At 46.2% G+C, this 12,751-nt stretch carries 13 protein-coding genes; 5 read left to right on the top strand and 8 right to left on the bottom strand.

Going from position 1 to position 12,751, the window contains the following annotated elements:
* Nucleotides 1-72 precede the first annotated feature (72 nt).
* From QUB26_RS17320 to QUB26_RS17355, 8 genes are all read right to left on the bottom strand, one after another.
* Nucleotides 73-660 (bottom strand): aminodeoxychorismate/anthranilate synthase component II, encoded by a 588-nt coding sequence (locus QUB26_RS17320; RefSeq protein WP_333241849.1) that lies wholly within the window; start codon nucleotides 658-660, stop codon nucleotides 73-75.
* Nucleotides 661-837: 177 nt separating this feature from the next.
* Nucleotides 838-1,350 (bottom strand): diacylglycerol kinase family protein, encoded by a 513-nt coding sequence (locus QUB26_RS17325; RefSeq protein ID WP_333241851.1) that lies wholly within the window; start codon nucleotides 1,348-1,350, stop codon nucleotides 838-840.
* 161 nt (nucleotides 1,351-1,511) lie between these two features.
* Nucleotides 1,512-2,048 carry an rRNA maturation RNase YbeY gene (gene ybeY / locus QUB26_RS17330; RefSeq protein ID WP_333241854.1) on the bottom strand — a complete coding sequence of 179 codons (537 nt, stop codon included), beginning with the start codon at nucleotides 2,046-2,048 and terminating at the stop codon, nucleotides 1,512-1,514.
* Nucleotides 2,049-2,253: 205 nt separating this feature from the next.
* On the bottom strand, nucleotides 2,254-2,472 hold the full coding sequence (locus tag QUB26_RS17335) for a DUF3285 domain-containing protein (protein WP_190662634.1): 219 nt from the start codon (nucleotides 2,470-2,472) through the stop codon (nucleotides 2,254-2,256).
* Nucleotides 2,473-2,561: 89 nt separating this feature from the next.
* Complete coding sequence (locus QUB26_RS17340) at nucleotides 2,562-3,359, bottom strand: DUF4058 family protein (RefSeq protein WP_333241856.1); 798 nt, start codon at nucleotides 3,357-3,359, stop codon at nucleotides 2,562-2,564.
* 139 nt (nucleotides 3,360-3,498) lie between these two features.
* On the bottom strand, nucleotides 3,499-4,272 hold the full coding sequence (locus QUB26_RS17345; RefSeq protein ID WP_333241858.1) for a DUF4058 family protein: 774 nt from the start codon (nucleotides 4,270-4,272) through the stop codon (nucleotides 3,499-3,501).
* Nucleotides 4,273-4,433: 161 nt separating this feature from the next.
* Nucleotides 4,434-6,263, bottom strand: a complete 1,830-nt coding sequence (thrS, locus tag QUB26_RS17350; protein ID WP_333318984.1) for a threonine--tRNA ligase — start codon at nucleotides 6,261-6,263, stop codon at nucleotides 4,434-4,436.
* Nucleotides 6,256-6,405, bottom strand: coding sequence for a hypothetical protein (locus QUB26_RS17355; protein WP_333241861.1), 150 nt, complete (start codon nucleotides 6,403-6,405; stop codon nucleotides 6,256-6,258). The genes thrS and QUB26_RS17355 overlap by 8 nt, the downstream gene beginning before the upstream one ends.
* A 396-nt stretch (nucleotides 6,406-6,801) precedes the next feature.
* On the opposite strand from QUB26_RS17355, the gene QUB26_RS17360 reads away from it, so the two are divergent.
* From QUB26_RS17360 to QUB26_RS17380, 5 genes are all read left to right on the top strand, one after another.
* On the top strand, nucleotides 6,802-7,131 hold the full coding sequence (locus tag QUB26_RS17360) for a DUF2605 domain-containing protein (protein ID WP_333202884.1): 330 nt from the start codon (nucleotides 6,802-6,804) through the stop codon (nucleotides 7,129-7,131).
* A gap of 607 nt (nucleotides 7,132-7,738) precedes the next feature.
* Entirely contained in the window at nucleotides 7,739-8,050 is a 312-nt protein-coding gene (locus QUB26_RS17365) for a DUF2973 domain-containing protein (RefSeq protein WP_333054700.1), read from the top strand.
* 473 nt (nucleotides 8,051-8,523) lie between these two features.
* Nucleotides 8,524-10,515, top strand: a complete 1,992-nt coding sequence (locus QUB26_RS17370; protein ID WP_333241865.1) for a DICT sensory domain-containing protein — start codon at nucleotides 8,524-8,526, stop codon at nucleotides 10,513-10,515.
* 876 nt (nucleotides 10,516-11,391) lie between these two features.
* Complete coding sequence (locus tag QUB26_RS17375; protein ID WP_333241867.1) at nucleotides 11,392-11,892, top strand: peptidoglycan-binding protein; 501 nt, start codon at nucleotides 11,392-11,394, stop codon at nucleotides 11,890-11,892.
* Between the two features lie 299 nt (nucleotides 11,893-12,191).
* Entirely contained in the window at nucleotides 12,192-12,617 is a 426-nt protein-coding gene (locus QUB26_RS17380; protein ID WP_333054697.1) for a photosystem I reaction center subunit II PsaD, read from the top strand.
* Nucleotides 12,618-12,751 lie beyond the last annotated feature (134 nt).

Raw genomic sequence — 12,751 nt, forward strand, 5'->3', positions numbered from 1 at the left:
CGTCCAAAAAGGACGGGCGGGACGCCCATCCCACAATAACAATTAAAATTGTAAGTTATTTAATTCGCGTTCCTAAAGCCGTTCCAAGAAATTTCGCAATAATTGCTTTCCCGCAGTCGTCAAAATACTTTCCGGGTGAAACTGCACACCTTCAATGTGCGGATATTCCCGGTGTCGCACGCCCATAATAGTTCCGTCTTCAACCCAAGCGGTAATTTCCAAAACTTCTGGACAACTCTGCTTTTCAATTACTAAACTGTGATAGCGAGTTGCAATCATCGGCGATTCCACGCCCTGAAAAACTCCGACTCCTGCGTGTTCTACCTGAGAAGTTTTGCCGTGCATCAACACGGGTGCAGAAACAATTTTGCCACCGAATACTTGACCGATACTTTGATGTCCGAGGCACACGCCTAAAATTGGTAGAGTCGGCCCCAATTCTTTGATTAATTCCAGAGAAATTCCCGCATCTTCCGGCCGTCCCGGGCCGGGAGAAATCACCACTGCTGCCGGCTGCAATTGCCTAATTTCTGCTAAGGAAATTTGGTCGTTGCGGTAGACTTGCACTTCGCTGGCTACGGGCAACTGGGCACCGAGTTCTCCTAGATACTGTACCAAATTGTATGTAAAACTGTCGTAGTTATCGATTACTATAATCACGGGTTAAGTTGGATTTTAGGTTTTAGATTTTAGATTTTAGGTTAACTCGCTCCCTGAAAGCAAGGGTTTTAAGATTTTAGATAGATGCCCAAGATAAAAATAGTTGCAATATAGACGAATAAAACTAAAAACCTCCCATTGGTCATCTAAAACCTAAAATTTGCTGAGGCCAATAATTTACTGACGGCCGATCGCAATTTGAACGACTGCCCACAAAGGAGGCAGCAGAAGTGCAGTACCGACGATGATCGCAGCCATTGCCGATACCAGAACTGCTCCGGCACCGCAGTCTTTGGCAATTTTGGCTAGTTCGTGGTAAGATTGCCCGACTGTCAAGTCTACCACCGATTCGATCGCCGTATTCAACAGTTCCATTGCTAAAACTATGCCAATGGTGACGCCGATCACAGATATTTCTACAGGTTTCAGTTGCAAAAATAGGCCGAGTCCGATCGCCAAAGTGCCAATAACTGTGTGAATCCGAAAATTGCGCTGAGTTTCAAAAGCATAACTCAGACCCCCCCAAGCGTATCTAAAACTCGTAGCTAAGCTAGATGCGATTTTCCAGGACAGCTCTCGGTTGTATTTCAAGGCTTTTTTAGGCTCCTGGACTGTCTGGCTAGAAGAGTCTTGAGGCATGGGCAGAAACTGTGCGATTTGTGATGAAATTGAGGGTCTATCTAGTGTCATAAAGAACCAACTTTAATTTACAGAGATGAATGAAAGCTAAACTTTTGAAATTAACTTCATCAAGTCTAGGTAACTTTTCTAAGTTTTTACTAAAGTTTTGGTTTAATTTCAGAAAGTTATATTGGGCTTGACATACTTTGTTAAGTAACCATCAACTTCAGTTATGCTGTTTGGATCGCAAGACCGATCGCCCGCAGCAAAGTTTCTTGTCGATCGAGCATTTGAGTCAGACTTTCTTCATCCGGGTGATCCCAGCCCAAAAGATGCAGAAAACCGTGGGCTGCCAGCCAAGCTAGTTCGGTCTTCAGGGGATGTCCTTGCTGCTGGGCTTGTCGGTTAGCTGTATCGATCGAGATGACGATATCACCCAAGTATAGGGGTTCAGATGACTGCATTTCCTCTAGCTGAGGACAGTCTACCTCTAAAGCTGCGAAAGCTAGTACATCGGTCGGTCGATCGAGCTGGCGGTACTGGAGGTTGAGGGCTTGCATCTCCGTATCGGCGGTTAAACGCAGACTGACTTCGTAGCCTGGGGCCACTGGCACATCCGCCGCCTGGTTTTCCAGCCAAACGCTAAACCAATTTTCCCAGGTTTCGGCTGCAATCTCCCCGCTGGCTGCACTCTCAGGGAGGTTGGAAGCGTCGGCTGACTGCTGGGCGATCCCGTAACAGTCCTCGACGTTCACCTCTATTAACATTTTTTTGCTCTCCTGTCAAGGGATATATTCAATTTTTTACAAATTCCAATGGCGCGATCGAACGGCAGGGGATTTTGCTGTTGCTGGCAAGATACAGTAATCTGTTAGAGATTGCAACAGTCAGGCAGAACAATCAGCTTAACTCCAGATTAAGAAAGATCAAAAACATCAGCAGAAATTAGAGGCTGATTGTTGGAATCCTCGATTAAGAATTGAAATAGCGATCGAGAAATGCCAAACCCACGAGTACGCCCAAAAGTCCGGCGGCTGTCAAGGCAAAATGAAACAAAGAAGTCGCCCGCTTGCGAACCATGTTCCGCATCGCCAGCTTGACATAACTCGGTGGAGGTGCATTGTTTGTCGGCGCTGTTGGAGTTTCGGCGGACTCTTCTGAGGCTGGAATTGCTGAGGGAGGTTGACTCATAACGGTTAGTTTAGAAGGTTAATAGAGGGGCTGTTGAGGACAGGCTCGTCCCGATGTTAACAAATATGTAACGTTTTGTGTAGGTGTTTTTAGGTTTCAGATGACCGCAGACTGGTTTCGGACAACAAAGCATCCGCCCAAACAGCATCGGATTCTGAAAGCGCAGGGACTAACTCAGCCATATAATCGATCGTAAAATCATATCCGGCGCGATCGTACAATGTATTCAATAACCCCTGTAAATCGACCATTGGTTCAGCATCGTCTCCGCGCAAAGGCAAAGGAAAAGCCGGAATTGCATCCGGTAGATTAAACAAATACAAATCAGCCGTGGGGCGACAATCTGCCCGACTCACCAAAAGCCGATAAGTTCCGTCAATATCGTTACCCAAAACTGGCAGAGGTTCGTAAATTCGCAGCAGGTCAATTTCCACTAAGTGCGATCGACTTGCCAACACCTTATCCCGCTTTTCCTCATACATTGTCCGCCCTTGTCCCGGACGTTTATTAGCAGGTGAAAGCACCTCAATCACCGTCACAACTTCCTTACTTGCTATATCTATAATCTCCAAATACCCTTCTCTCACCTCCTCAAACATCGGTAATCCGACTTTCAAAGGCGTAGCAGTTCGTGTCGCGACAGCTACATTAGATGCACTGGAATTTCTGGGAGTAGGGGGGCGCACAATTGAAACATCGGGAATCCCAACTAAAAGAGATTGTTCTCCCTTAATTTCATAAATACGCTTTTCGATCGCAACTCGATATTTTGGCACCAGTTGAGGAACCAATGACTCCTGAAGGATACTAATCAGTAAATGATGAACTTCGGGCCAAAACTCAGGGCTTTCTAAATAAGGATTCATTCCCGGAAATGGATTAGGCATTGATTTAACTCCTGTTGATTTACCTGCTTAGGACTTATGCACGGGTGGCCAGAAACCGGGTTTTTGCTCCAAGACTTCGTTACAGCCCGCAAAAACCGCAACAAACCCGGTTTCTTTGGTTGAGATGCGTCCAAGATTACTACTCCCTAAGCAGAGAAGCAGCCCAAGCAGTATCGGCTTCTGAAAGCGCAGGTACGGGTACGGCGGTGTAATCTATTCTAAAGTCATAGGCGGCGCGATCGTAAACCCCATTTAATAACGCTTGTAAATCTACAGTTGGTTCCGCATCGCCCGCGCGCAAAGGCAGGGGAAACGGAGGAATCATATCGGGTAAATTGAAAAGGTACAAATCTGCCAAAGGCCTTTGATTTCCCCGACTCACTAAAATTCGATAACTTGCCTCAATATCGTTATCAAAAACTAACATGGGTTGGTAACTTCGCAGCAAGTCAATCTCAACCAGATGAGTTCGACTACCAAACACCTTTTCTCGCTTTGCTTCATACATTTCTCGCCCTTTGCCAGGGCGCTTATTGGCTGGTGACAGCACTTCAATCACTGTCACAACTTCCCTAGTTGCTGTATCTCGCACCTCTAAATATGCTTCCCTAAATTCCACAGGTACTGGCAGTCTGACTTTCAAAGCTGTCACAGGCGGTGCGGCAACTGCCACATTAGAAGAAGTAGGGCTGGTTGGACTAGGAGAACGCTGCACCGTGACATCAGGAATCCCCACTAATAGGGAATTGTCCCCACTAATCTCATAAACTCTTTTTTCAATATCGACGATATATCTTGGCAGCAACTGCGGCACTAATGATTCAAAAATGCTACTAATTAGCAAGTGATGTACTTGGGGCCAAAAGTCAGGACTTTCTAAATAGGGATTCATCCCCGGAAATGGATTAGGCATGGATGTACCTTCCGTTTACTACTATCATTTTAGCAGCTCAATTAGAAAAACGCAGACAATATCAAACTATCATCTGCGTTAGTTGTGGAATGGGCGTCTCGCCCGTTTTCAAAAATGTGGAATGGGCGTCTCGCCCGTTCTCAAATCAGTAATTAACTCCCCTAAAAATCGCCGTAACTACTAATCGCCGCCTGCAACCTCCCAATCACTTCATCAACCGAAATCGCCCCCAACTCCCCAGAAGCCCGCGTCCGAATATTCAAACTATTCGCCTCAACTTCCTTCGCACCCACAACACCCATCACCGGAATTTTATCCTTCTCAGCATTGCGAATCAACTTGCCCAAACGCTCGCTATCCTCATCAGCTTCTGCGCGAATATTTAGCGCCTTCATCTTCGCCGCCACTTCCTTTGCAAACGGCAAAAACTCCGCGCTGACAGGCAACAATCGCACCTGAATTGGCGCCAACCACAGCGGAAAATCCCCCGCATACTGCTCGATCAAAATCCCGATCAAACGTTCCAAAGAACCGAAAGGAGCGCGGTGAATCATCACCGGGCGCTTGCGAGTGCCGTCTTCAGCAACGTATTCCAAATCAAAACGTTCGGGCAAGTTGTAATCTACCTGAACAGTTCCTAATTGCCATTCTCTATCCAAAACATCTTGGAAAATGAAATCGAGTTTCGGCCCGTAAAAAGCCGCCTCCCCAATTCCCTCAAAATAATTCATTCCCAAAGTTTCCACCGCGCGGCGGATTGCACCTTGAGCCTTTTCCCAAGCTTCATCGGAACCGATATATTTCTCTAAATTGTTCGGATCGCGGAAACTCAAACGCGCCTTAAAGTTTTTCAGTTGCAGACTCTTGAATACTGACAGAATTAAATCCACTACATTCAAAAATTCAGCATCCAATTGTTCCGGCGTGACAAATAAGTGGGAATCATCCACCGTAAAGCCACGCACCCGCGTTAAACCGCCCAATTCTCCCGATTGTTCGTAGCGGTAAACTGTGCCGAATTCCGCTAAGCGCATCGGCAATTCGCGATAGGAACGCAATTCGCTTTTGTAAATTTGAATGTGAAAAGGGCAGTTCATCGGTTTCATGACAAAACCCTGTTCGTTTGCTGCCGCTTCTTCATCCTCCGCCATTAGCGGAAACATATCTTCTTTGTATTTCTGCCAATGTCCAGAAATTTTGAACAAATCGACTCTGGCAATGTGCGGAGTCACTACTTGCAAATAACCGCGCTTGATTTGTTCTTGTTTCAAGTAATCTTCTAAAATACTTCTCAAAACAGTGCCTTTCGGCGTCCACAAAGGCAAACCCGGCCCAACTGGATCGGCAAAGATAAACAAGCCTAATTCTTTGCCTAATTTGCGGTGATCGCGCCTTAATGCTTCTTCTTTGCGGTGTTTGTATGCTGCTAATTGTTCGGGAGATTCCCAAGCAGTGCCGTAAATTCGCTGTAACTGAGCTTTGGTTTCGTCGCCGCGCCAGTAAGCGCCTGCTAGGCTTTCTAGCTCGATCGCCTTTGGATTCAACTCACTGGTATTTTCTAAGTGAGGCCCGGCGCACAAATCCCACCATTCCTCACCCACATGGTAAAGAGTAATCGGTTCGATCAAACCTTCTAAAATTTCTAATTTGTAAGGTTCATTAATCTCCTTAATTCTGCGTTCCGCTTCCTCGCGGCTGACTTCTTCCCGAATTACAGGCAATTTGCGGTTGATGATTTTGATCATCTCTTTTTTAATGGCTTTTAAATCCTGTTCCGTAAAAGGTTCGGGAGTGTCAAAGTCATAATAGAAACCGTTTTCAATCCAAGGGCCAATGGTCACTTGCGCCTTGGGAAATAACTTCTGCACCGCCATCGCCATAACGTGGGAGGTGGTGTGGCGAATTTTTTTTAGTGCCTCCGACTCACTCGTGCGGGGCAACTCAATTTTAACGGACTCTTCTGGAGGGGACATGGATTGTGAGCTAGACATCGGCTGAATTAGCAATTAATTTAGTTGCAGTTGCTTCTATCTTACTCAGATTGGGGCAGTAAGCGCCGACTTCAGGTTGGGGGACACTCCGGGAAATTACAGCAACAGCCCTGATGGTGGCAACGTTTAGTGCGTCCCGCACTGCGACTCTCAGAAACCGGATTTTTTACTATTTTGGTGGGCTGTCACCCGTCTTGCTATGAAAAAACCTGTTTTCTCAGCAACCGTGAGCTCGCGAACTAAGGATCGCGAATTAAATAACTTCCGTAGGTTGGGTTGAGGAACGAAACCCAACAATTCCCGCGTAGCGTTGGGTTTCGTTCCTCAACCCAACCTACAAAAAATGCAAGTTATTTAATTCTCATTCCTAATTTGGCAGAATTTGGGGATTTCGACTCAAAAATCGCTGCTGGCATAGTTTAATTTATTCACACCCACCTGCTAATTGTTGTTAAATTATTGAATTTTTGTTAAAAATATGTTACAATTTGTAAAGACCGTCTAAGACTATAATAGATAAATAACCCAATTTTGATCCATGCTTAATTCCAACTTGCCCGAGCCAGAATTGCTCAAAGCGTTACTGGAACCGCTGTTAGAGGATTTCACTTACTGGTTCGACCGATCGGCAAAGCTCTTAGAAACTGAGGAAATTCCCTTTCTGGGCGACGAAGATCAATCTGACTTGCTGGCGCGAGTCAAACAGGCTCAGCAAGAAGTAGGCGCAGCTAAAGCTCTATTTCAAGCAACCGGAGGTCAAGTTGGGATTGAAACAGCAGCACTGATGCCGTGGCACAGACTGCTCGCCGAATGCTGGCAAGTATCGGCACGCTTTCGCTCATGGCAGTCAGCTCCCCCTGGAAAATAAGGAAGCGAGTTCAAGTTAAATTTGCAGTCAAATCCCCAACCTTGGGAAATGTGGCGGCCCACTTGACAACCTCCACCAGATTTCCAGTTAATAAGTTATCAGAAAATTGGGTTTAAAACCCCGTCCTTTTAGGAAGGCTTTATTTCCAAAAAGTTCTAAAAGTTTCCCAAATAGTACCCTATACTACAAAGAGATACAGGTAGAATAACCGCGAGCATCGAATGGATAACCAACCCCAAAATGACTGGCTAGGAAACAATAATGTCTCGTGGGTGGGGAAAACCACAAAAACATAGCTAGGGTAGCAATCGCGCACCCATACCAGAAAACTCAAAATCTTAGTAGTTTAGATGTACCGTAGGGCATACGGGAACAAAGGGAATAATCCCTTAACGCTTGGGGAGACAAGCCCTCTGGGACTATTCAAATTAGGCTGGAAGCTTCGTTCAATTGGACGGGTTTTTGGTTTAAATATTGCCGAAGGGATGAATAGTTTAAAGGTATGTCAGTGAACCAAGAATCCCCGCGTTTACGGCCGGGAGTGTCAATACTTGCTGAAACACTTTTGTAAATTGCTGTGTGGCTGTTTAGCCCGGAGGAGAAGATAATGTTGCACCTGCTTTATATTTTAGCTTTTACCGTTCTTGCCTTTCTGGCGGTCGGTAACTTAATCCGCAGTCTAGTCACCGTTGGTATGGAGTCCCAGCGCCCTCAACAGTTCAGGGCAAATAATCCCTACCCATCCTATCCTCGCTCTCAACCGGTACCGCATCCAGAACTTTTAGATGAATACGGAAACATAGTCAATGAGCCGCTTTTAGTGATGCGTTCGCTGACTGTCCAAGACGCCCGCGAACAATTAGATGCTCTCTACAAATCATCTCCGGGCGGCAGCGACGAAGGGGGCGAACTAGCCTGATACAACCACAGCCGCAGCATTTATACTTAGGCGCGATGCCTCAAAAAAATATAGGACTTACACGCTAGGTGTCCGAAGCCCGGTTTATTCATAGATGGTGGGTAAAAACCGGGTTTCTTGGGATCAGTCGTCAAAATAATTGGTCGTTAGTTTTTAACTAATGGCTAATTATTTGCGCTTTTTTAAAGTTTAATTACCGATTAACAAGATCGATCGCCAAAAAGCGATAATTATGGCACTGATATCCAAGAGAGCGAGGATAGTTTGACACTCAAGTACAGGGAAACTAGGAATCGGGGCGGGCACGGCGGAGCGAATTTGGGCGAACACCGGGGTACCCCAGGAGAGCGAAACCAATTTTTTTGTACTTTACTTACCAAGTGCTGTAAATCTATCAGATACTGAAGAAGGAGCGCTCTAAACCTCCTATCGATCCTGTTTTGTCATCGGCAAAAATGCACGTTTAAGGCTAGATGATCGTCCCTATTTCGCTACTGGCAGAACTTCTGCAAGCTTTGCCCCAACTGCGGGCACAAATTTATTTCAAATCTTCCATGACAGCCTTGTCTCACGCGATGGAAGACTTAGTTTTGGCGGGTTCCGACGACGAACCGCTAGTCATTGCCAGCTTTCAGCGAGAGCGCTTCTACCGCCAGGAAGCTCACCGCTACCGGCGAATTGCCTCACGCTCCTCTCAGGTATACGTGCTGGCTGCACCGGAAACTGACTTTAAAAATTCTTCGGAGTGTCACGAAACTGTGGCGTTTGAACCGGAGGACGGATTGAGTAAAGAGTGGCATTTAGTGGTACTGGGGCAACACTACTCAACTTGCCTGATTTGTCAAGAAAAAATTGTGCCGATCGACAACCAGGACGATCGCGGGCCACTGTTAATGGATCAAGCTCGCAGATTTGAAGGAATTTGGACGTTCGATCGCGAGGTAAGCTCCAAAGCGGCCGCATTGTTGCTCGATAGAATTGTCAAATATCGCCCGGAATTGGCAGAAAAGATCGATCGAGCGCGAACTACTTACAAGCTCAAAACACCGAAAAAAACGAGGAAATCCGCCACTTCCAAAGCCACCAAACCCGACATAAGTACGAGAAAAAACTCAAAAATTCCTAATCCAAAATTGAGCGATGCTTTTACCGAACGCTTAGTAACCTACTTGCAAGCAGGCCAGCACAAACTGCTTAAAGCATACGCCGCGATCGCCGCTCAGGAACGCAAAGAACGCCTGGTAAACTTAATTACCACGGCAATGCGACAGTCTCTCAACCCACAAGAAATCGTCGAAGTTGCAGTCCAAGAACTCGGCACTGCCCTGTCGGCAAGCCGATGTTTGATTTATCGGTGCAAGGCTGCAGATGTGGCGGTCAAAATCGATCGCGAGTTTTTGGGGCAGGGCGCTAGTTCCATGCTGGATCAGACTTGGCTGTTGCAGGAAAATCAAATATGGAGCGACGCGGTGGCGCGGCAAGAGCGAGTTTACATCCAAGACACAGCACAACACCCACTGATTGTCAATACAAAATTCCTGGAAAAAATTGTAAAAAATTGGCAAATTGTCTCTTGGTTAATGGTGCCAGTGCTTTATCAGGGGCGGGTTTTGGGCATGGTGGAAATGCACCAGTGCCGCTCGACTTTGGCTTGGGAAGAAGACGAAATTGCTTTAGTAGAGGCGATCGCCACCCAACTCGGAGCAGCCTTAATTCAAGCAGAAACCTACGCTCATTTAGAAGAACTCAACCAACAATTAGAAGCATTAGACCGCACTCGCAGCAATCTAATTGCCATCACCGGACACGAACTCCGCACCCCTCTTTCTACGATTCAAGTGTGTTTGGAAAGTTTGAACTCCGAACCAGATATGCCTGCCCAATTGCGGCAAATCATGTTAGAAACAGCCCTCGGTGATGCCGATAGAATGCGGAAACTCGTGCAGGATTTCTTAACTCTTTCTCACTTAGAAAGCGGGCGAGTCCAATGGAATGTAGAATCGCTGACGCTGCAAGAATGCGTTGATTTGGCCCTTAGCAGCGTGCGATCAGGGGGCGGACTCGATCGACAGTTACCGGAAATTATCGCCGAGGTGTCGGCAGAATTGCCTTTAGTGCAAGCAGACGGAGAGTGGTTGGTGGAGGTGCTCTCCAAACTGCTAGACAACGCTTGCAAATTCACCACACCTCAAGGAAGCGTCACCATAAGAGCGAAATGCAACGGTTCTCAGATGGTGGAAGTGCTCGTAGCCGATACGGGGAGGGGAATCGAGGCGAACAGTTTAAAAGTAGTGTTCGATCGATTTTATCAAGAAGAAGGAGCTTTGCGCCGCAGCGCCGGCGGTACCGGTTTGGGATTGGCAATTTGCAAACAGATTGTTGCCGGCTGGGGCGGTAAAATTTGGGTAGATTCCGCAGGAAAAGACCGAGGAAGTGAATTTCACTTTACTATTCCGATTGTTTAGACTAAATTGATACAGCGTATTCAAGGTTTATGAGGTATACCCCAGAAACCGGGTTTCTTTACAGTTCTCGCATGATTACTGATTCTGTTGCTCGAAACCCGGTTTCTCCGTACTAAATTTACATGGAATATACTGTAAAAAACCGGGTTGGTGGGCGTCTGAGCGCGCAAGTAGCGATCGAGTGATATCAAATCCGGCTGCGCTGGCATGATATCAAATCTGCTGCTAACAAATTTGATATGAGGGGCTATTTACGCCGGACTTGATATCAAATACTAATCTACAGTCGTCTTGAGACGACTTGAGCTATGAGGCTCTTGTTTCAACACCTGTCGGACTTAACGACTAATATTAATGCCGATGGCATCGGAAGGATTTAACCACAGAGAACGCAGAGCTCGCAGAGAAAGAGAAGAGAGAGATGAATAATTCTGATGCAAAGGTCAAGGAGATCGGCCTCAATCCTCACCCTGTGAGATCAGCCTTAAAGGAGATGTGGCCACGCGGTGTTCACCTTTAATATCGAAAGTATCAAAACAGATTCAGGATGCGCTTGCCGTCTTAAACCCGGTTTGGCGACGGAATACCTAGGGATGCTGCCCAAAATTAATACCAGTTTACAATAAGAATCAAACTGTAGGTAAGCTGCAAACCCCCATAGTAATCAGTCATGCCAAATCTAAAATCTAAAATCTAAAATCTAAAATGGTATAACTCTCCTGTTCACAAGTCGCGAGATGGTAAAAGTCGCTCGAATCTGTTGAGGCACTGCCGACGCCAGTGTTGATTCGTGAAAAGTTTTGAATGCAAATGTTTCGCCCGGAAAAAGTTTTTTTCCATAAGAATACTCAAACCTAGAGGTTAGAAAAATCGATTATGTCACCTACAATCCAGATGAAATCTACTCAACCTATGGCCAAAAAGCCACAGCTACAATTAGGTTCTCAAGGTAAAGCGGTATTGGAACTCGAACAACTGCTAACCAAGTTGCAACTTTATCGGCATCCTGCTAAAGGAATTTTTAACAAAGCAGTTGAGTTTTCTGTGAAACTGTTTCAGTTTCGGGTTTTCTTGTCGCCGGACGGCATTGTCGGGCCGCTGACTTGGCAGGCGCTTTATACTGGAGCTCCAGTTAATATGCCGATACTCAAATTCGGCAGTTATGGGGAAGCAGTCGCTACTGTTCAGGAAGTTCTCAAAACTTCCCAGCATTATGGCGGTAAAGTTGACGGCGACTTTGCTACTTTGACGGACAAAGCTGTTCGCGCATTTCAAAAAAGCTTTGGGATTGAGGCCGACGGGATTGTCGATCGAGAAACTTGGACTGCTTTGAGCCAAATCCCGCGTGGCTATGACCCTAATTGGTTCTTGACTTAGGGTTGACGCGGTAAATTGTTCGATCGTGTGTGGGGATAAATTGGGAGAATATGCGATTATTCTGGTGCCCCACAAGCACCAGAATAATTGCTATTTTTTTTTGATGGTTTTTTCGGAATTCGTGCTGCCTAATTTTGTTTTATAACTTGGGTGGAAATTACCAATTATCAATTATTAATTACTAATTATCAATTATCAGAAGAGATCGATCGGCAAAAAACTGTTAACTTTCCTTACAATTTCGACAGCGGTGTCGCCTCATGATGATACGATGCCGTAAAAATCCTTTGGATATGTTTATGGCAGAAGAACTCACTGGACAACCCCCTCTTTTCGGCGGCAGCACCGGCGGCTTGCTGACCAAGGCGCTAGTTGAAGAGAAGTACGCGATCACTTGGACTAGCCCCAAGGAACAGGTGTTTGAAATGCCTACAGGCGGCGCTGCAATCATGCGTCAAGGCGACAACCTGCTGTATCTGCCCCGGAAGGAGCAGTGCATCGCTTTGGGCGGCCAGCAACTGCGGGCTAAATTCAAAATCTCGAACTACAAAATTTACCGCGTGTTTCCCGACGGTTCTACTGAGTACCTGCATCCCAAAGATGGCGTGTTCCCTGAGAAGGTGAACGAAGGTCGTCCCTACAACGGTAAGATTGACCGCAATATTGGCAGCAATCCCAATCCGATTAAGGTCAAGTTCACTGGTAAAAAAACCTACGAAGTTTAGGTTTTGAGCGAATTGCTGAGCTATTTTCGGGTAGTATGTCCTGAAAAGCTCAGCTTGCATTTTATAGTTTGTAGTAGCGCTTGGACGGCAGAAGCTTTTTCTTTATCGCCCAATCGCCACTGCAAACTTCAAAT

Origin of the sequence: Microcoleus sp. B4-C1, from assembly GCF_036705285.1 — a bacterium.
In the GTDB taxonomy this organism is placed as follows: Bacteria; Cyanobacteriota; Cyanobacteriia; order Cyanobacteriales; family Microcoleaceae; genus Microcoleus.

Excerpts from the sequence above, each read along its gene's own strand:
- QUB26_RS17325 (WP_333241851.1), bottom strand. The coding sequence starts at position 1,350 with ATGACACTAGATAGACCCTCAATTTCATCACAAATCGCACAGTTTCTG.
- ybeY (WP_333241854.1), bottom strand. The coding sequence starts at position 2,048 with ATGTTAATAGAGGTGAACGTCGAGGACTGTTACGGGATCGCCCAGCAG.
- QUB26_RS17335 (WP_190662634.1), bottom strand. The coding sequence starts at position 2,472 with ATGAGTCAACCTCCCTCAGCAATTCCAGCCTCAGAAGAGTCCGCCGAA.
- QUB26_RS17340 (WP_333241856.1), bottom strand. The coding sequence starts at position 3,359 with ATGCCTAATCCATTTCCGGGAATGAATCCTTATTTAGAAAGCCCTGAG.
- QUB26_RS17345 (WP_333241858.1), bottom strand. The coding sequence starts at position 4,272 with ATGCCTAATCCATTTCCGGGGATGAATCCCTATTTAGAAAGTCCTGAC.
- thrS (WP_333318984.1), bottom strand. The coding sequence starts at position 6,263 with ATGTCTAGCTCACAATCCATGTCCCCTCCAGAAGAGTCCGTTAAAATT.
- QUB26_RS17360 (WP_333202884.1), top strand. The coding sequence starts at position 6,802 with ATGCTTAATTCCAACTTGCCCGAGCCAGAATTGCTCAAAGCGTTACTG.
- QUB26_RS17365 (WP_333054700.1), top strand. The coding sequence starts at position 7,739 with ATGTTGCACCTGCTTTATATTTTAGCTTTTACCGTTCTTGCCTTTCTG.
- QUB26_RS17370 (WP_333241865.1), top strand. The coding sequence starts at position 8,524 with ATGATCGTCCCTATTTCGCTACTGGCAGAACTTCTGCAAGCTTTGCCC.
- QUB26_RS17375 (WP_333241867.1), top strand. The coding sequence starts at position 11,392 with ATGTCACCTACAATCCAGATGAAATCTACTCAACCTATGGCCAAAAAG.
- QUB26_RS17380 (WP_333054697.1), top strand. The coding sequence starts at position 12,192 with ATGGCAGAAGAACTCACTGGACAACCCCCTCTTTTCGGCGGCAGCACC.